Genomic DNA, 19023 nt, shown 5'->3' with positions numbered 1-19023 from the left:
AGCAGCCGCCGCAGACGGAAGCCATAGAGGAAGAGCCGTTGGATTCGGTAATTTCAGAAACCACGCGCATGGTGTAGCTGAAATCTTCAGGTTCTGGCAATACGGCCAACAACGCACGTTTAGCCAAACGGCCGTGACCGATTTCACGACGTTTTGGCGCGCCTACGCGACCCACTTCGCCGGTAGAGTATGGCGGGAAGTTGTAGTGCAGCATGAAGCGGTCGGTGTATTCGCCAGACAGTGCATCAATGATTTGTTCGTCGCGTGAAGTACCCAAAGTTGCAACTGCCAAAGCTTGGGTTTCGCCACGGGTAAACAGTGCTGAACCGTGCGTGCGCGGCAATACGCCGGTTTGAATGTTCAACGGACGGACGGTGCGGGTGTCGCGACCGTCGATGCGCGGTTGGCCGTCCAAAATTTGGCTGCGGACGACATCGGCTTCCAAGTGTTTGAAAATGCCTTTGATTTCGTTGGCTGCCAGCGTGTCGGTTTCTTCAGTAATTAACGCTTCTTTTACCGCATTCCAAGCTTCGTCCAATTTGGCAGAACGCGCTTGTTTTTGACGGATTTTGAATGCTTCTTTAATGGTTTCACCGGCAATTTCGCGTACTTTGGCCACCAATTCTTCATTGGTTTCAGGTGCTTTCCAATCCCAAACTTCTGGGTTGACTTCGTCGGCAAACTCATTGATGGCGTTAATGGCCACTTGCATTTGATCGTGACCGTAAACAACCGCACCCAACATCACTTCTTCAGACAAGATGTCAGCTTCGGATTCCACCATCAACACGGCTTTGGAAGTACCGGCAACCACCAAGTCTAATTGTGATTTAGCCAATTCGGCTTTAGTCGGGTTCAAAACGTACACGCCGTTTACATAACCCACGCGTGCAGCACCAATCGGACCGGCAAACGGTACACCGCTCAACACCAGCGCGGCAGATGCGCCCAACATTGCAGGAATGTCAGAATCAATTTCAGGGTCAACAGACACCACCATCGCTACGATTTGGATGTCGTGGTAGAAACCTTCAGGGAAGAGAGGACGAATCGGACGGTCGATCAGACGGCTGGTCAGGATTTCTTTTTCGCTTTGTTTGCCTTCGCGTTTGAAGAAACCGCCGGGGATTTTACCTGCTGCGTAAGTACGCTCGAGGTAATCGACAGTCAGAGGGAAGAAGTCTTGGCCTTCTTTCACTTCTTTGTTGGTAGTCACGGCAACCAAAACAACGGTATCGCCCATGGATACTTTAACGGCAGCGGCGGCTTGGCGGGCAATTTCGCCGGTTTCCAAAGTAACGGTTTGATTACCGTATTGGAAGGTCTTAACGTGTTTATTGAACATCATTGTTCCTTTCAAAATACCGCACTGCTAAAACACTAATAATGCACACTAAAATCCGAATGTGCATAGTTAGGGTTTCAGACCGTGCGGCAGGTTATAAACAAGCTTTCAGACGGCCTTTTCGGACGCTGAAAACAATTGCGGATTATAAAGGCAACCATCCTTAAAATCCAGTATTGATACAATAAAAAGGCCGTCTGAAACATATCTCTTTCAGACGGCCTTCGGTCTTCAAAATCAATCCTGAGTCAGCAAAGTCAATGCTTCCTGATATTTTTCGACTGTTTTCTGAATCACATCGGCAGGCACTTTAGGCGCAGGCGCTTTTTTGTTCCAACCGCTTTGCTCCAGCCAGTCGCGGACAAACTGTTTGTCAAAAGATGGGGGATTGGTTCCGACTTTGTATTGATCGGCAGGCCAAAAACGGCTGGAGTCAGGCGTCAACACTTCGTCCATCAAAGTCAGAGTACCTTCTTCATCCAAACCAAACTCAAACTTGGTGTCGCAAATAATGATACCGCGAGATTTGGCATATTCGGCCGCTTCCGTATAAAGCTGAATCGCCTTGGCGCGTACTTCCGCCGCCAGCTCTTTGCCGATGATGCGTTCGCATTCTTCAAAGCTGATGTTTTCATCATGATCGCCGACTGCGGCTTTGGTCGACGGCGTAAAAATTACTTCGGGCAACTGCTGCGCTTCCTGCATACCTTCAGGCAGTTGAATACCGCAGACAGAACCGGTTTTTTGATAATCTTTCCAACCGCTACCTGCCAGATAACCGCGCACAATAGCCTCCACTTTCACCGGAGTGAGTTTTTTAGCCACGACGGCGCGTTTCTCCAAAGCTTTAGCTTCGTTTTCAGGCAAAACATCGTAAACCGTTTGGCCGGTAAAATGGTTAGGCATGATATGAGCCAGTTTTTTAAACCAAAAATTGGAAATCTGCGCCAGAATCTCCCCTTTACCCGGAATCGGATCATCCAAAATCACATCGAATGCAGACAGACGGTCGGAAGCAACCATCAACATACGTTTATCGTCAATTTCGTACAAATCGCGGACTTTGCCGGAGTAGATTTTTTTCAAGCTGATTTCAGACATTTCGGGTATCTCTTTGGTAAACAGAAGAATTTGGTATTTTAGCCCAATTTAGCATCTTTCGTCAGATTGTTTACAAAATAAAGGCCGTCTGAAACCTTATAGCTCGGTTTCAGACGGCCTTAGCCTTTGATTTTAGGGACAAACCCTAAAAACCATCATCCTATCAGATGGCAGGAGCCTGAGTCTGATCTTGGATTTGGTTCACAGCAGACAGAGAGTAGTAGTCGCCGTGGCCGGTTACTTGGTAAGTGCTACCGTCAGCAAACTTGAAGTTTTCAACTTTGTGATCGTTACCGGTGAACCAGTCATCGATGGTGATGCTGTCGTTAGTACCGACAGAAACAGTCAAGTTAGCACCTGATTTGCTCAGCAATACGTCAGAAGCTGCAACGCCTTTACCGAACAACAAGGTGTCATTACCGCTTTCTTCACGGATAGTGTCGTGACCGTAACCTTTGTCGAAGAAGTAAGTATCGTTACCGGTACCGCCGATCAGGATGTCGTTGCCGACACCGCCGTCGAGGTAGTCGTTACCGTCTTTACCCACCAGGCAGTCGTCGCCGGCCAAACCGTACAGATGGTTGTCGCCGCCGTTGCCTTCAATGTTGTTGTTCAAAGAGTTACCGGTACCGTTCAGGTTTTGCATACCTTGCAAAATCAGGTTTTCAACGTGATCGGTCAAGGTGTAGTCGATAACGGTACGAACAGTATCGATACCGGCGTGTGCATTGCCGTACTCGATAACTTGGTCGTTGGCATTGTCAACGAAGTAAACGTCGTTACCGTCGCCACCGCGCATGATGTCCGCACCGGAACCACCGTTCAGGTAGTCGTTGCCGGCACCACCTTGCAGGTAGTCTTTACCTTCTTCACCGTACAGAGAGTCACCGTCGGCATCACCGTAAATGGTGTCGTTACCAGCACCAGCGTAGATTACGTCTGTGCCGTTGCCACCGTAGATGATGTCTTCGCAAGCAGTACCATAAATGGTATCTTTAGCATCAGTACCGCGGATAACGTTGCCGTCTTTGCAGTCTTCAGCTCTGATGACATTACCTGGGTTTTTGTCTTCGTGACCGTATGAGTTGTTTTGGTTATGGTCGTCAACACAGTCTTTGCAGTCTGGCTCTGGCTTAGGCTCAGGTTTTGGTTCTGGCTTAGGCTCAGGTTTTGGCTCTGGCTTAGGTTCTGGTTTAGGCTCAGGTTTTGGTTCTGGCTTAGGCTCAGGTTTTGGTTGTGGTTTTGGTTCTGGTTGCGGTTCTGGCTGTGGCTCAGGTTTAGGCTCAGGTTTTGGTTGAGGCTTAGGCTGAGGTTTAGGTTGTGGTTTTGGACATGGGATCGGTTTGATTGGATCGCAGTTGTAAGGTGGGCAAACCGGAACACATTTGTAGTTAGGCGTTTTTGCCGGTGGGCAGAAAGCCGCAATAGCAGAAACCAAACCAGTTACCGCATTAACTACTGACACGCCGACGCTGGCAATGCTAGCGATGCTGCCGATAGAAACAGAAGATTTTGCTGCAGGAGCGCAGTAGTAAGAAGAGTAGGAAGCCTTAGGCGCAGGAGCGCAGTAAGAACTAACCAGGGGTCTAGCATAATACCCCCCGTAACAGTATGCCATAATAATTACTCCCAAAATAGTTAATAAAGATATTGAGCTAGCGGAACGAGCAAATCCGCCCTTGCTCAATTATTATTTTAGTAATATTTTTCAAAATATTTACTCAAAAATATCAAACGGTAGAATTTGCCGACAAAAGGATTGAGTTTCGCCTGTTTTTAAATTCCATTATCCTAGCAACAATAAAAACATTAACATTGATTCACAATCTCTCAAACAGCATAGAGCCTTTATCTATCTTGTTAAAAGCTGAATTTTAACTCTAGTTATAGTAAACAAACATAATACCAATAAGTGGTTATTATTATGAATAGATAATATCGACGATTTACCCAAATACAGCCTCCTCTGCATTTTGTTCTACGCCAATAATGTGAATTTGTCGTATTTACACTATAATGACACGAACACCTATTTAACAGCTATCAGAGGAGATACTCAACCATGCGTACTTTATTGACCGGAGCCAAAGGCCAGCTTGCCCGTTGTCTGCGCGACCGCCTGCCCGAAGATTGGGAACTGATTGCTACCGACTCTACTTCGCTGGACATTACCGATACCGAAGCCGTGCATCACATGATCAAAAACTTCCAACCAGATGCCATCGTTAATGCCGCAGCTTACACTGCCGTCGATAAAGCAGAAGAAAACGCTGAAGCCGCTTTTGCAGTCAACGCAACCGCTGTTCACAACCTGGCCGCAGCTGCCCGCGCCGCACACGCCCGCTTTATCCATATTTCCACTGATTATGTATTCGACGGCGAAGGCAAACGCCCTTACCGCGAAACCGACTATACCAATCCGCGCAGTACTTACGGTCAATCCAAAGTAGCAGGCGAGCTTTTGGCTTTAGCCGCGCATCCGGAAAGTACAATCGTCCGTACTTCATGGCTGTTTAGCGAATACGGCAGCAATTTCGTCAAAACCATGCTGCGCCTTGCCAAAGAACGTGACTCCCTCTCCATTGTCCACGACCAAACCGGTTGCCCGACTTATGCAGGCGACTTGGCTCATGCCATCATCAGTTTATTGCAACAGCCCACCTCCCCACGCGGTATCTTCCATTACTGTGGCAATAAGTCGGCAACATGGTACGAATTTACCAAAGCCATCTTTCAGACGGCCCACCAATTAGACGACAGCTTTCGCATTCCGGAACTGAACGCGATCACCACTGAACAATATCCCCTGCCCGCTCCGCGTCCGGCATACAGCATTATGGATTGCTCACGCCTAGAGACCGAGTTTGGTATCAAACCGTCCGACTGGCAAAAAGCTCTGCGCGAAATTCTCCGCAAAATCGACTGATAAGCTGATCCATCTATATCAAAGGCCGTCTGAAAACATATTTTCAGACGGCCTCTTTGTTTCTTTTATATCAAATGCTTTATCTATCCAGTCTGACATTTGAAAAGTGCTACAATAGCCGTTTATTTTATTTTTCAGACGGCCTGACAATATGTGCAACCATCATCCCAAACATTCACACGATAATGACACCATCCGCATCCGCGGCGCGCGTACACATAATTTAAAAAACGTCGATTTGGACATTCCGCGCCACAAGCTCGTGGTGGTAACAGGATTGTCAGGCAGCGGCAAATCGTCGCTGGCATTTGATACTTTATATGCCGAAGGCCAACGCCGTTATGTTGAGAGCCTTTCCGCCTATGCCCGTCAGTTTTTGCAGATGATGGACAAACCCGACGTCGATTTGATCGAAGGCCTGTCGCCTGCGATTTCCATCGAGCAGAAATCCACCAGCCATAATCCGCGTTCCACCGTCGGCACAGTAACGGAAATTCACGACTATCTGCGCCTTTTGTACGCACGCGTCGGCACGCCGTATTGCCCCGAACACAATCTGCCGCTGTCAAGCCAAACCGTGTCGCAGATGGTCGATGCCGTGTTGAAGCTGCCGGAAGACACGCGCGTGATGATTCTTGCGCCGGCTGTGCGCGAGCGTAAGGGCGAGTTTGTCGATTTCTTTGCCGACTTGCAGGCTCAGGGCTTTGCGCGTGTACGCGTGGACGGCGAGGTCTATCAGCTCGACGAAGTACCGAAGCTGGAAAAAAACATCAAACACAATATCGACGTGGTCATTGACCGCGTGAAAGTGAAGGCCGACATCAAACAACGGCTGGCGGAAAGCTTTGAAACCGCGCTGCGCCACGGCAACGAACGTGCGCTGGCAATGGAAATGGACAGCGGCGAAGAACATTGGTTTTCCGCGCGTTTCGCCTGCCCCCTGTGTTCGTACAGCCTGCCCGAATTAGAGCCCCGCCTGTTTTCGTTCAACAACCCGATGGGTTCCTGCCCGACTTGCGACGGCTTGGGCAACACCAACTTTTTCGACCCCGAAAAAGTGGTCGCCCATCCCGAATTATCCTTAGCAGCAGGCGCGATTGACGGCTGGGACAAACGCAACCAATTCTATTTCCAAATGATTCAATCGCTGGCGCAACATTATAAATTTGATGTCGACGCCGCTTGGGAAAGCCTACCGGAAAAAGTCAAAAAAGTCGTGTTGCACGGTTCGGGCAAAGAAGTCATCGACTTCACCTACCTGTCCGAACGCGGCACCACCTTCAACCGCAGCCACGCCTTTGAAGGCATCATCCCCAATCTCGAACGCCGCTACCGCGAAACCGACAGCGAAACCGTGCGCGAAAAATTACGCGAATACCAAAACCACCGCGCCTGCCCGAGCTGCGGCGGCGCACGTTTGCGCAAAGAAGCGCGCTACGTTTACGTCAGCGGCGAACCTTTGCACGAAGTCTCCGCCTGGCCACTGACCAAAACCCACCAATTCTTTGAAACGCTGGATTTGGACGGCAACAAAAAACAAATCGCTGAAAAAATCCTCAAAGAAATCACCGAACGGCTCGGCTTCCTGATTAATGTCGGGCTGGATTACCTGAATCTCTCCCGCTCCGCCGAAACCCTCTCCGGCGGCGAAGCCCAGCGCATCCGCCTCGCCAGCCAAATCGGCAGCGGCCTGACCGGCGTGATGTACGTTTTGGACGAACCCTCCATCGGCCTGCACCAGCGCGACAATGACCGCCTGCTCGCCACCCTCAAACGCCTGCGCGATTTGGGCAACAGCGTGATTGTGGTCGAACATGACGAAGACGCCATCCGCGAAGCCGATTTCGTCGTCGATATGGGCCCCGGTGCGGGCGAACACGGCGGCAACGTACTGATTGCCGACACGCCCGAAAACGTCGCCAAATACGAAAAATCCATTACCGGACAATACCTCAGCGGCAAAAAATCCATTACCGTGCCGTCTGAACGCACGCCCGTCAATCCCGACCGAATGCTCGTCCTCAAAGGCGCGCGCGGCAACAACCTTAAAAACGTTACCCTCGAACTGCCGCTCGGTTTAATTACCTGCATCACCGGCGTATCCGGCAGCGGCAAATCCACTCTGATTAACGACACCCTCGCCAAAATCACTGCCCGCGAACTCAACCGCGCCCAAGAAGAACCCGCCCCATACGACGACATCCACGGCCTCGAACACCTCGACAAAGTCATCAACGTCGACCAATCCCCCATCGGCCGCACCCCGCGCTCCAACCCCGCCACCTACACCGGCCTGTTCACCCCCATCCGCGAACTCTTCGCCGGTGTCCCCCTCTCACGCGAACGCGGCTACAACGTCGGCAGATTCTCCTTCAACGTCAAAGGCGGCCGCTGCGAAGCCTGCCAAGGCGACGGCGTAATCAAAGTCGAAATGCACTTCCTGCCCGACGTGTACGTCCCCTGCGAAGTCTGCCACGGCAAACGCTACAACCGCGAAACGCTCGAAATCCAATACAAAGGCAAAAACATCAGCCAAGTCCTCGACATGACCGTCGAAGAAGCCCGCGAATTTTTCGACGCCGTCCCCACCGTATCGCGCAAGCTGCAAACCCTGATGGACGTAGGCCTCGGCTACATCCGCCTCGGCCAATCCGCCACCACCCTCTCCGGCGGCGAAGCCCAGCGCGTCAAACTCGCCTTGGAGCTCTCAAAACGCGACACAGGGCGCACCTTATATATATTGGACGAACCGACAACGGGGTTACATTTCGCCGACATCGCCTTGCTGTTGGAAGTAATAGGCCGTCTGAAAGGCAAAGGCAACTCGATTGTGATTATCGAGCATAATCTTGATGTGATTAAAACCGCGGATTGGATTGTGGATTTGGGGCCGGAAGGCGGCGATGGGGGGGGCAGGATTATTGCTTCAGGTAGCCCTGAGGAAGTGGCGAAGGTTAAGGGGAGTTATACTGGGAAGTATTTGAAGGTAATTGTCAATATTCAAGAATAATTGATATTATTTAAATAATTTTTATTTTTTCGAGAAAATATATCATGAGTAAATACACCAAAAATTCTATTGAGAAACTATATGGATCTGATGATGATTTTATTTTAATTGGAGTTACAGGCAGAACGGGAAGTGGTTGTTCTACTGTTGCTAATATATTAAATTCTAAAGAAGAAGATTTAAAACATTCTCTTTTTCAGGGTAGTCATCCTGAAAATAATGAACATCGTGTAGAAAAAATTATTTTTAATAGATTTAAAGGAAGTTGGAAACCATTTTTGCTAATACAAGTTAGATCTATTATTACATTAATGCTTGCCGAATCAAAAAATGAAACGGCAAGCGAATATGAAAATTTCATTCAAAAACACAAATTAAAACCAGAAAAAATTGAAGATTTAAATTCCATTTTAGAAAAAATTAATAAGGAATTTGAAAATCTAGAATCTACTAATGAAGGTCTAATAAATTTCTACGATAACTATTTACCAAATGAAAGTAAAAATTTAAAAGATTCGCTTGGAATTGAATTTACTGCATTATTTCAAGAAATTGGGGATAATATCCGTAAATCTGGGAGTCCTGTTAAAAGCACGATGGAAGAAGGCAATTTTTTTAAACTAGCAGAAAGAATTAATTCAATTATAAAAGATATAAGGGAATACCATAAAAATAAACAACAACCTACATTCATTGTAATTGATGCTATTAGAAATCCATTGGAAGCCTTCTTTTTTCAAGAAAGGTACGCTTCTTTTTATTTATTAGCAATAACCTGTAATGATGAAGAGCGTAAACAAAGGCTTAGAAACTTAGGTATAAATGATAAAGAAATAGAAACTATTGATGAAAAAGAATATAGCTCACATGACTTAGACCATGATGAAACTTACACCACACAAGATATTCAGGCATGTTTACAAAGAGCGGACCTATATATAAACAATAAAAATGCATCGGACGAAGTTACCCAATTTATTGCTTTATCAAATCAATTAATTAAATTTACTACCCTAATGAAATATCCAGGTATTGTAAATCCAACATCAATTGAAAGATGTATGCAGATAGCTTACACAGCAAAATTAAATTCTGGGTGCTTATCAAGACAAGTTGGTGCTGCAATAACGGACTCAAATTTTTCAATTAAAGCTATTGGTTGGAATGATGTTCCAGAAGGACAAGTTTCTTGTAACTTGAGAAATAGATTTGATTTAGTGGATGGTAATGATAGTAAAGCATTTACATATTTTGAACGAAATGATAAAACTTTTATTGAACATATAAAAAAAGGAAATGAAAAATATATCGCAATAAAACAGTCTAGAAATACTTCATTTTGTTTTAAATCCGAATATAACAAAATAAAAGGAGATAAGAACCAAGTTCATACTAGAGCATTGCATGCAGAAGAAAATGCTTTTTTACAATTGTCAAAATACGGTGGAAATGGGATTCAAAATGGCTTTTTATTTACAACAGCTAGCCCTTGTGAGTTATGTGCAAAGAAGGCATATCAATTAGGTATTAAACGCATCTACTATATAGATCCATACCCAGGAATTTCTGCAACACATATTTTACAAAGTGGAAGTAATGATCCCGAATTAGTTTTGTTTACAGGAGCAATTGGGCGTGCATTTCATAAATTATATTCACCATTAATCCCTTATTAAAGATGAACTAAGTGCATTAATTGAATCTTAAGTTATTACTGAAGAGCAAGCCGTAGCCTGCATATCTAACCGACCGCGTGCGTGGTTGCGCCACATACCCGACCTGTGAATTAAACGGAACTTCAAAATCAACGTGTAGGGTGCGCACGCGGTTGCTTAATTGACGATTTGCTGTTGTAAATTTCAACTTAGTTTAAACTAACACTTTCAGACGGCATTAAAGATGGCCGTCTGAAAGCAATAATTCTTTGTTCAAAAACAACCATTTTAATTCATAAAACAAAAAACGGATTCCAAATTATTGGAATCCGTTTTTCTATAAAGCTTAGCCGTATTATTTAGCTTCTTCTTTAGCGTCTTCAGCAGCTTCTTTGGCATCTTCTGCTGCGTCTTTTGCGTCTTCTTTAGCCTCTTCAGCAGCTTCTTTGGCTTCTTCGGCTTTTTCTTCAGGCGTTTCTGCAGCAGGTACGCCTTTCAAAGCGTCCAAAGAAGTTTTACAAGTTGCATCGCGTTGGTCTGCAGGCAGGTTTTTCAGGGCTTCTTTGGTTTGTTCAAAAGATTTTTGCATCATGTCTTTGGTTGCTGCATCTACGTCTTTAGTTGCTTCGGCAAATGCTTTTTCGTACTCGTCACAAACGGCAGAAGAAGATGAGCCTGAACCGCCGCCGCATGCTGACAGGGACAGGGCTGCCAATAAAGCTGATGTTTTCATGTGCTCTCGCTTTTTTTGAATTTAGGTTAAAGGAAGGAATATGTTAATTCATTATATTAAAATGTCAATCATTGTTGTTTAATTTAATTAAAATCATGCAGTTGAAAGAATCAGTCTATCCAAACATCCTAAAGGCCGTCTGAAATTTCAGACGGCCTTTGCTTTTGTAAGGAATCCTTTTTTCAATGATTACGCCGCTTTACGGTGATAATGCCTGAGTGCGTGCTCTTTGCGCCGTCCGCTACTGAATGCGGATACGCGTTTCAGATAGCCGATCACTCGGGTGCCGTAGTCGATGTCGTGGCTACCGCAGGCAGAACAGGCGTGCAGGGTGCGTTTGTCGATGTGACCGCATTCGTTGCAGATGGTGATGCGCACGTTCACGCAGAAGTAGTTGCAGCCGGTTTGCGCGGCGATGTCCAAGAGCGAGCGGTAGCCGGATTCGGGCAGGGCTTCGTCGAGGTTCAGGTGCAGTGCGGAGCCGCCGTCGAGCCAGTCCACCAGTTCTTTGCCGTGCAGCAGGAATTTGTCGAGCGCGTTGATTTCTTCGTCTTCGACGACGTAGAAATAGGAGTTGTAGCAGTCGCGGCTGACTTTGTAGCCGTCGGCTTTGTCCCATTTGGCGTTTTTCACGCCGAGGTTTTCGGCGGGGACGAACTCGGTGTTGAATTTCACGCCGTAATGTTTGCTGGCGGCTTGGTTGACTTCGAATATGGTTTTCAGACGACCTTGGACGAAGTTGATGTAGTCGTCGTTGTAGCCGACTTTGATGCCTTGCGATTCGGCGGCTTCCGCCATACCGTTGATGCCGATGGTAAGGAACTGTTTGTCCAGCGTGATGAAGCCTGCATCGTAAACGGGCAGCATTCCGGCGGCTTGGTATTCTTCCATCAGTTTGCGGTAGGCGTATTGGTATTTGTGGATTTTGGCCACTTCGGCGGCAAGGTCGCGCCCGTCTTGCTCCAGTCGGTTCATGTTGATGGTGATGACGTTGATGGAACCGGTCGCCACACCGCCCGCGCCAAGGGTGTAGCTGAAGGTGCGGTCTTCGATGGCGTTACGCAGACGGCAGCAGGAAGCCAAGGAGTCGGGGTTGTCGGAAAGATAGACGAAGAAGGAATTGCCTTCCGCCAACTCTTTCGCCATTTCGTCGGCAAACACGGTGTCTTTGCATTTGCCGCCATCGGTCAGCATCGCAGCGGTAACGACAGGGAAAGTCAAAACGGCTTTGCTGCGCTCCTGATTGAACCATTTGAGGAAGAAGTTTTGCAGCTTCGCCACGCTCGTCCACACCGGTTTGCTGAAATCGGGGAAGACGAAATCGCCGAACATCGCGTCAAAATAGTATTGATCGTAAACGGAAATATTCCAGAATACGCTCTGATAACCGCGTGCGGCGGCAGGCTGATTGATGCTGTACACCACCTGCTGCATATGGTTGGCAATTTCTTTGGCATGGGTTTCCAAATAATCGTCGCCGTAGTCTTTGCGGGCGAAGTAGTCGAAATAGGTCAGAAATTCCACCGTCGCCACCGCACCGGCAAACTGCGCGCTGATGGCAAACACAAGGTTGATAAACGAACCGCAAAACGAAGCCAGATGCTGCGGCGCTTTGGATTCGCCACCGAGTTTGCTTAAGCCGTCGAGCAGGAAGGGATACAGCGTCACCGACACACAATAAGGCTTGAGGCTGGTTTCGTCGTGCACATAAATATCATGTGCCTCAATCTGGCGGATGTATTCGTCGGCAACGGATTGGTCGAAAATTTCGGCGATTTTGCGCGACACTTGGGCGCGGTTAATCTGCACGAAAAAGTCTTTCATGATTTCCGCTTCCATCGTAGCGATGTTTTTTTGCGTTACGTTGGCATTGGCGTCCATTTTCGAGCCGTCCGCCGCGTTTTGCGCGCTGATGTAGTCGCGCATGAATTGTAGTTTTCCGTTTAACTGTTCGGGATGCAGCCGAATCATGTTAATTCTCCTGTATGGTTTGGTTGATTTATTAAACAATGACGGTTGGGCCGTCTGAAACATCGCTGTCAGCGAATACAATAAATTCAATTTAAATCAGTGCAATACAGCACCGGGCTAAATTGAAGCCACTGGAAAAACCTTAGGCACAGGTTTGTCTTTGATAAACAAGCGGTTCAACACTTCGCCCGTGTGCAAATTGATAAACTTCTGATTGGTGGCCGGACTGTCCAAACCGCCCAACTCCATCTGCCAGCGGCCGATTTTCAGATACGTCAGATAAGGCAGGATGCCGTCTGAAACTGCCTCCAGCTCTTCACGCTCCAGGCCGGTGTACAAACAGGCTTTCAAACCCGCCTGCGTCACGATGGCCAGCATTTTCTGCAAGGCTTCCGGCTGCCATTCTCCGCCCATAAACAACACGCATGTAATCAACCCGCGATAGCGTTTCAGACGGCCTTTTAAATAATCCTCGGTCAATTCCGTGCCGATGCCCTCTTTCCATGTATCGGCACTATGACAGCCTTTGCAACGCAGCGGACAACCGGAAAACAGAAACGCCAGCGACACTTCACCCGGCACTTCCTGCCATACAATTTGCTCGATTGTGAATTTCAAACCGCTCATTGCAATGCCATAAAACACAAGATATGGTGTGCATTAAAACACAATACCACTAGATATGGTATTTTATTTAACAATCCATCTTTATTTTGTAATAGGTTTTTATAATTTGATAGATTGTAAATTTCAATAATTACATCTACACGGCTCCCTCGATAAAGGCCGTCTGAAAACAATTTCAGTGCATTAATATAAAAAAGAAAAGCAAACTCCGTTATAACAAAGACGGTTTTAACAAATCAAAAAAGGCCGTCTGAAATCATCTTTCAGACGGCCTTAATTTCAGGTTTTACCCCCGATTCGAACCTTTCACCATATCCATCAAAAACAATCGGCAATCCAAATTACCGTTAAACAAAGGAATTTTCCGCTTCGGAGAAAGGCGCATAAATTTCGGCATATCGCGATCGCCGGTAAACATTCCTACCAGCCAGCCGGCGTAATATTGTTTCAACCATGTACCGAGTTGCGGATATAAAGCCTGCAAAGCTTGAACCTCCGCAAGGCGCACGCCATAAGGCGGATTGGAAATCATAATGCCGTGTTCGCCGTTTGGGCGCGCGGCTTGTGCATCTTGCACGTCAAAGCGGATGAAATTATCCACTTCGGCGGCTTGGGCATTGGCCAATGCGGCGCGGATCATATAACGGTCGTTGTCGCTGCCGGAAATGGGCGCGGCGGCCGGTTTGATTTGTTTTTCAGCCTCATGGCGCAACGCTTGCCATTTTTCTTTGTCGAAGTTTTGCAGTTTTTCAAAACCGAAACGGCGCATCAAACCCGGCGCACGGTGTGTCGCAATCCATGCAGCCTCAATGGCAATCGTACCGCTGCCGCAAAACGGGTCTTGGAAAGGCTGCGTACCGTCATAGCCTGCCAAAAGCAGCAAACCTGCCGCTAAGTTCTCTCTCAATGGCGCTTCACCGGTATCCTGACGATAGCCGCGTTTAAAGAGTGCTTCGCCGGAAGTATCGATAAAGATTTCCACATTGCGCTCATCGATGAAAGCATGAATGCGGATATCGGGGTTGATTTTGCCCACGCTCGGACGCGCATCATAAATATCGCGGAAGGCATCGCAGACGGCATCTTTGATTTTCAAACCGACAAAATCCAAGCTTTTCACATTGGCGCGCTTGCCTTCGACTTTGACTTTAAAGGTCTGCTCCAGCTTAAACCAACCTGTCCAATGCAGATTTCGTGCCAGTTTGTAGATATCGTGTTCGTTGCGATAACCGCCTTTGGTCAAGCGCAGCAAAACACGGCTAGCAACGCGCGAATGCAGGTTGATGCGGTACACCTGCTCCATCGTGCCTTTACATGCGACACCGCCGTCAACAGCGCGGATATCCTGACATGCCATGCTTTCGAGTTCCTGCGTCAAAGGCGCTTCCAAACCGCGAGGACAAGTGATAAAAAGTGAATAAACCGTCATATAAAACCTTTCCGGGTAGGGCTATCCGAACCACTCGGATAACAAATAAAAACAATATTATAGCCGAAAAACCAAAGGCCGTCTGAAACTTCAGACGGCCTTTGAATAAGGCTTGCTTAGTGATCCAAACTATCGGTTTCGACCTTAACCGCTTTATCGGTTTTATCTTCCGGCAAAACCAGGTTCAACAATACCGCCATAATACCGCCTGCGGAAATTGAGTTTTGGAACAATACCGGCAAGTTTTTGAACACTTCCGGCTCAAACGCCACGCCCAAACCCAAACCGACAGAAGTCGCCGCGATAACCGCTTCACGACGGCGAATGCCGTGGCTGACCAAAATCCGCACGCCGGCAATCGCAATCAGGCCAAACATCAACACCATCGCACCACCCAAAACCGGACTCGGAATCGTGGTAAACGCGCGCCCGATAACGGGGAACAAGCCCAACAATACCAAAATCGCCGCAATATATTTGCCCACATGGCGCGAAGCCACGCCGGTCATTTGAATCACGCCGTTGTTTTGCGCAAAAGTGGTCAAAGGCAAAGAGCCTAACGCAGTCGCAATCACAGACACCAAACCATCCGCCAACACACCGCCGCGCAGACGTTTGGTATATTCCTCACCCTCAATCGGCTGCTCGGAGACCATCGCAGTCGCCGTCAAATCACCCACTGCTTCAAATACACTCAACAGGAAAATCGCACCGGCAACGATAAATGCGTGCCAATCAAATGCAAAGCCATATTTAAACGGAACCGGCAGGGTAATCAGCGGCAGATTTTGCAGGGCGGAAAAATCCACTTTGCCCAAAAACAGCGCAACAATATAACCGACAATCAAACCCACCGCGATGCCGCTCATGCGCAGCAACGGATTTTTCAAGCAGTTGAAAACCAAAACAATCAACAACACCAGCGATGCCAGACCCAAGTTTTCCATCGAGCCGAACGTACCGTCTGCTTTCGCACCAAAGCCACCGCCGAAATCGGTAATGCCGACATGCACCAAGCTCAAGCCGATCAACATCACGACCACGCCGCTTACAGTCGGCGTAATCACTTTTTTCAGATAAGGCAAAAGCCAAGCGGAGAAGCACACCAAAAACGCGCCGACAAATGATACGCCCAAAAGCGTTGAAATCATCGCATCTTCAGTCAAGCCGCCCTCTTTCATGCCGGCACCGAGCGCAATCATCACGGTTACAAAAGAGAAATTGACCGACTGAATCGACAACATGCCCGAACCGACCGGCCCGAAACGGTTGACCTGTAAATAAGTACCGACACCGGAAGCCACCATCGCCATCGACACCAAATAAGCCGTCATTTCAACCGGCAGCTCCAACGCCCCGCCGACAATCAGCGCCGGCGTAATCATCGGGACAAAAATAGCCAAAAGGTGCGTAACCGCACTCAACAACGCATTCCCAAACGGCGGCTTGTCTTCCAAACCGTAAACCAAATCAGGCGAACCGGCCTGTTTATCTGTCATTTCGGCCATAATGACCCTTTCTTAAGAATCGTTAAAAAATATTAAGATGCGCATTTTAACTAATTTAAAATGTATCAGCAAATTCAAAATCATCAGGCCGTCTGAAAGTTTTGCCCGATCATTTTCAGACGGCCTCAAACAGCCTTAACACATTTTAATCCTTGACAGTATTTTTACATCTTGAAACAAACAAACTAATGATTTAAAAATGTATTATTCATTAAGATAATGACAAATCACGATTAAACGGCCCGGCCTCATAGCGGATATGTTTCACACAAACAACAAAGTAAGCTACAATCCGATGAATAATCCACCCACATTATAAAATTAAAGGTTTCCGTATGTTAAAAGGCAGTCTGGTTGCCCTGATTACCCCGATGAATCAAGACGGCAGCATCAACTACGAACAACTTCATGACTTAATCGACTGGCACATTGAAAACGGCACCGACGGCATCGTCGCAGTCGGTACCACCGGCGAGTCAGCCACCCTGCCTGTCGAAGAACATTTGGCCGTTATCGAAGCCACTGTCAAACACGTCAACAAGCGCATTCCCGTTATCGCCGGCACAGGCGCCAACAATACTGTCGAAGCCATCGCCCTTTCCAAAGCCGCCGAGCAAGCCGGTGCGGACTACACCTTATCTGTTGTTCCCTACTACAACAAACCTTCGCAAGAAGGCATTTACCAGCATTTCAAAGCCATCGCCGAAGCCACTTCGATTCCGATGGTGATCTATAATGTTCCCGGCCGCACCGTCGTCAGCATGAGCAACGACACTATTTTGCGTTTGGCCAAGATTCCGAATATCGTCGGCGTGAAAGAAGCCAGCGGCAAAATCGGCAGTAACATCGAATTGATCAACAGCGTTCCCGAAGGTTTTGCCGTTTTATCCGGCGACGATCCTACCGGCCTGCCCTTCATGCTGTGTGGCGGCCACGGCGTAGTAACCGTCGCAGCCAACGTTGCACCGAAACTCTTTGCCGACATGTGCCGAGCCGCCCTTGAGGGCGATATTGCGACCGCCCGTCGTCTAAACGAGCAACTTATCCCAATTTATAACACCATGTTCTGCGAGCCCAGCCCGGCCGCGCCCAAATGGGGCCTGAGCTTATTGGGCAAATGCGAACCCCATGTTCGTCTGCCTTTGGTAGCACTGACCGAAGCCGGTCAAGCCAAAGTCCGAGCCGCTCTGGAAAAATCAGGACAAATCTGATCCGGAAATAAGGCCGTCTGAAATCAAAACATCCTTTTCAGACGGCCTCCCTGTTAAGAACTTCATCCACAGGAAAACAAGATGACCTATATCAAACCCATCGTAGTAGCCCTCGCCCTGATTAGCATGACTGCCTGTTCCGGCAGCAAAAAAGAACAACCCAAACTCGACTATCAAAGTCAATCACACCGCCTGGTCAAACTGGAAGTACCACCTGATTTGAATAACCCGGACCAAGGCAACCTCTATCAATTACCGGCAGGCAGCGGTGCCGTCCGCGCCAGCGACTTCAACAAACGCCGCACTCAAGCCGTACAACAACCTGCCAATGCAGAAGTTTTGAAATCCGTTAAAGGCGTACGCCTTGAACGTGACGGCAACCAACGCTGGTTGGTTGTCGATGGCAAATCGCCTCGCGAAATTTGGCCGTTGCTGAAAGTATTCTGGCAAGAAAACGGTTTCGACATCAAATCCGAAGAACCAGCCATCGGCCAAATGGAAACCGAGTGGGCGGAAAACCGAGCCAAAATCCCTCAAGACAGCCTGCGCCGCCTGTTGGATAAAGTCGGCTTGGGCGGCATCTACTCCACCAGCGAACGCGACAAGTTCATCATCCGAATCGAACAAGGCAAAAACGGTTCGACCGACATCTTCTTCGCCCATAAAGGCATGAAAGAAGTTTATGCCGACCGTAAAAAAGACACCACCATGTGGCAGCCAAGCGAGAGCGACCCTAACCTCGAAGCCGCATTCCTCGCGCGCTTTATGCAATACTTGGGCGTTGACGGCCAACAAGCCGAACAGGCCCTGACCCAAAGCGTTGCCGCCCGCAGCAATGCCTCCGAGTTGGCCCGTTTGGACAACGGCACCCTGCTGCTGGCAGGCGATTACGGCCGCAACTGGCGCCGTACCGCCCTTGCGCTCGACCGCATCGGCCTGACTGTTATCGGTCAAAATGCCGAACGCCGCGCCTTCTTGGTTCAACAAGCCCCAACCGAAGGCGAAGCAGTTGCCAATAAAAAACCAGGCCTGTTCAAACGCGTATTTGGCAAAGGCAAAGCAGAAGCACCAAAAACGTATCCTGAAATTATCGTATATGTTGAGCCTATCAACAATGGCGCACGCCTCCATCTGTTGAACAAAGACGGCAGCCCATACAAAGGCAGCGATGCCTCCACATTGTTGAGCCGCCTGCACACAGAATTGCGTTAATCCGTTATTCAACTTAAGGCCGTCTGAAATATTCAGACGGCCTTTTTAACGAATCCGACATGGTTTCAAATTCTCAATCTGACGTTATAATCAAAACATTTTCCCCTTACCCAAGCTGCCATGACCCGACAAAAAGCCTATCTGCTCCTGACCGCCCTATTTACCCTAATGTTTATCGTACTGATTCTGTTGGGCGCTTATCTTCTGAGCATTCACAGCAAACAATTTGCCGTTGCCGCCTTTCTGTTTGCCTTTGCCGCCGTTTTTGCCCAAATCGGCAGCCTTGCCCTTTACA

At 48.1% G+C, this 19023-nt stretch carries 14 protein-coding genes; 6 read left to right on the top strand and 8 right to left on the bottom strand.

What is annotated here, in order from left to right; translation table 11 throughout:
- The 3 genes from pnp to ACTHUT_RS06200 form a co-directional block, all read right to left on the bottom strand.
- The coding region (gene pnp, locus ACTHUT_RS06210) for a polyribonucleotide nucleotidyltransferase (RefSeq protein WP_440418702.1) at positions 1-1348 on the bottom strand (1348 nt) is incomplete at its 3' end.
- Positions 1349-1582: 234 nt separating this feature from the next.
- Positions 1583-2446 (bottom strand): phosphoribosylaminoimidazolesuccinocarboxamide synthase, encoded by an 864-nt coding sequence (locus tag ACTHUT_RS06205; RefSeq protein ID WP_440386319.1) that lies wholly within the window; start codon positions 2444-2446, stop codon positions 1583-1585.
- 163 nt (positions 2447-2609) lie between these two features.
- The gene (locus ACTHUT_RS06200; protein WP_440386317.1) at positions 2610-4064 is read right to left on the bottom strand and encodes a calcium-binding protein; all 1455 of its coding nucleotides are present in this window, start codon (positions 4062-4064) and stop codon (positions 2610-2612) included.
- Between the two features lie 444 nt (positions 4065-4508).
- Between ACTHUT_RS06200 and rfbD the strand changes: the two genes are divergently transcribed.
- The 3 genes from rfbD to ACTHUT_RS06185 all read left to right on the top strand — a co-directional run bounded on the left by rfbD (position 4509) and on the right by ACTHUT_RS06185 (position 10058).
- On the top strand, positions 4509-5372 hold the full coding sequence (rfbD, locus tag ACTHUT_RS06195) for a dTDP-4-dehydrorhamnose reductase (RefSeq protein WP_285069944.1): 864 nt from the start codon (positions 4509-4511) through the stop codon (positions 5370-5372).
- A gap of 151 nt (positions 5373-5523) precedes the next feature.
- The gene (uvrA, locus tag ACTHUT_RS06190; RefSeq protein ID WP_440386316.1) at positions 5524-8382 is read left to right on the top strand and encodes an excinuclease ABC subunit UvrA; all 2859 of its coding nucleotides are present in this window, start codon (positions 5524-5526) and stop codon (positions 8380-8382) included.
- Between the two features lie 44 nt (positions 8383-8426).
- Positions 8427-10058 carry an anti-phage dCTP deaminase gene (locus tag ACTHUT_RS06185; RefSeq protein WP_440386315.1) on the top strand — a complete coding sequence of 544 codons (1632 nt, stop codon included), beginning with the start codon at positions 8427-8429 and terminating at the stop codon, positions 10056-10058.
- 334 nt (positions 10059-10392) lie between these two features.
- Here the strand turns inward: ACTHUT_RS06185 and ACTHUT_RS06180 are convergent, their stop codons facing one another.
- From ACTHUT_RS06180 to ACTHUT_RS06160, 5 genes are all read right to left on the bottom strand, one after another.
- Entirely contained in the window at positions 10393-10770 is a 378-nt protein-coding gene (locus ACTHUT_RS06180) for a DUF5339 family protein (protein ID WP_440386314.1), read from the bottom strand.
- A 189-nt stretch (positions 10771-10959) separates the two neighbouring features.
- Positions 10960-12804 (bottom strand): anaerobic ribonucleoside-triphosphate reductase, encoded by a 1845-nt coding sequence (gene nrdD / locus ACTHUT_RS06175; RefSeq protein ID WP_440386425.1) that lies wholly within the window; start codon positions 12802-12804, stop codon positions 10960-10962.
- Between the two features lie 54 nt (positions 12805-12858).
- On the bottom strand, positions 12859-13368 hold the full coding sequence (gene nrdG / locus ACTHUT_RS06170) for an anaerobic ribonucleoside-triphosphate reductase activating protein (protein ID WP_440386313.1): 510 nt from the start codon (positions 13366-13368) through the stop codon (positions 12859-12861).
- Positions 13369-13654: 286 nt separating this feature from the next.
- Complete coding sequence (locus ACTHUT_RS06165) at positions 13655-14797, bottom strand: THUMP domain-containing class I SAM-dependent RNA methyltransferase (RefSeq protein WP_440386312.1); 1143 nt, start codon at positions 14795-14797, stop codon at positions 13655-13657.
- Between the two features lie 116 nt (positions 14798-14913).
- Complete coding sequence (locus tag ACTHUT_RS06160; RefSeq protein WP_315612067.1) at positions 14914-16305, bottom strand: nucleobase:cation symporter-2 family protein; 1392 nt, start codon at positions 16303-16305, stop codon at positions 14914-14916.
- A gap of 335 nt (positions 16306-16640) precedes the next feature.
- Between ACTHUT_RS06160 and dapA the strand changes: the two genes are divergently transcribed.
- The 3 genes from dapA to ACTHUT_RS06145 all read left to right on the top strand — a co-directional run.
- On the top strand, positions 16641-17516 hold the full coding sequence (gene dapA, locus ACTHUT_RS06155; RefSeq protein WP_314552739.1) for a 4-hydroxy-tetrahydrodipicolinate synthase: 876 nt from the start codon (positions 16641-16643) through the stop codon (positions 17514-17516).
- A gap of 81 nt (positions 17517-17597) precedes the next feature.
- A complete protein-coding gene (gene bamC / locus ACTHUT_RS06150; RefSeq protein ID WP_070585472.1) occupies positions 17598-18728 on the top strand; it encodes an outer membrane protein assembly factor BamC in 1131 nt (376 codons plus the stop codon).
- Positions 18729-18848: 120 nt separating this feature from the next.
- On the top strand, positions 18849-19023 hold a 175-nt coding region (locus ACTHUT_RS06145; protein WP_440418703.1), incomplete at its 3' end, for an NGO_0222 family membrane protein.

The sequence above is a fragment of the Neisseria sp. P0022.S010 genome (assembly GCF_051956635.1).
This window is presented reverse-complemented; position numbering and strand designations above follow the sequence as displayed.

Coding starts and splice junctions, on each gene's coding strand:
- dapA (WP_314552739.1), top strand. CDS start 16,641: ATGTTAAAAGGCAGTCTGGTTGCCCTGATTACCCCGATGAATCAAGAC.
- nrdG (WP_440386313.1), bottom strand. CDS start 13,368: ATGAGCGGTTTGAAATTCACAATCGAGCAAATTGTATGGCAGGAAGTG.
- uvrA (WP_440386316.1), top strand. CDS start 5,524: ATGTGCAACCATCATCCCAAACATTCACACGATAATGACACCATCCGC.
- ACTHUT_RS06185 (WP_440386315.1), top strand. CDS start 8,427: ATGAGTAAATACACCAAAAATTCTATTGAGAAACTATATGGATCTGAT.
- nrdD (WP_440386425.1), bottom strand. CDS start 12,804: ATGTTTCAGACGGCCCAACCGTCATTGTTTAATAAATCAACCAAACCA.
- ACTHUT_RS06165 (WP_440386312.1), bottom strand. CDS start 14,797: ATGACGGTTTATTCACTTTTTATCACTTGTCCTCGCGGTTTGGAAGCG.
- ACTHUT_RS06180 (WP_440386314.1), bottom strand. CDS start 10,770: ATGAAAACATCAGCTTTATTGGCAGCCCTGTCCCTGTCAGCATGCGGC.
- ACTHUT_RS06205 (WP_440386319.1), bottom strand. CDS start 2,446: ATGTCTGAAATCAGCTTGAAAAAAATCTACTCCGGCAAAGTCCGCGAT.
- ACTHUT_RS06200 (WP_440386317.1), bottom strand. CDS start 4,064: ATGGCATACTGTTACGGGGGGTATTATGCTAGACCCCTGGTTAGTTCT.
- rfbD (WP_285069944.1), top strand. CDS start 4,509: ATGCGTACTTTATTGACCGGAGCCAAAGGCCAGCTTGCCCGTTGTCTG.
- ACTHUT_RS06160 (WP_315612067.1), bottom strand. CDS start 16,305: ATGGCCGAAATGACAGATAAACAGGCCGGTTCGCCTGATTTGGTTTAC.
- bamC (WP_070585472.1), top strand. CDS start 17,598: ATGACCTATATCAAACCCATCGTAGTAGCCCTCGCCCTGATTAGCATG.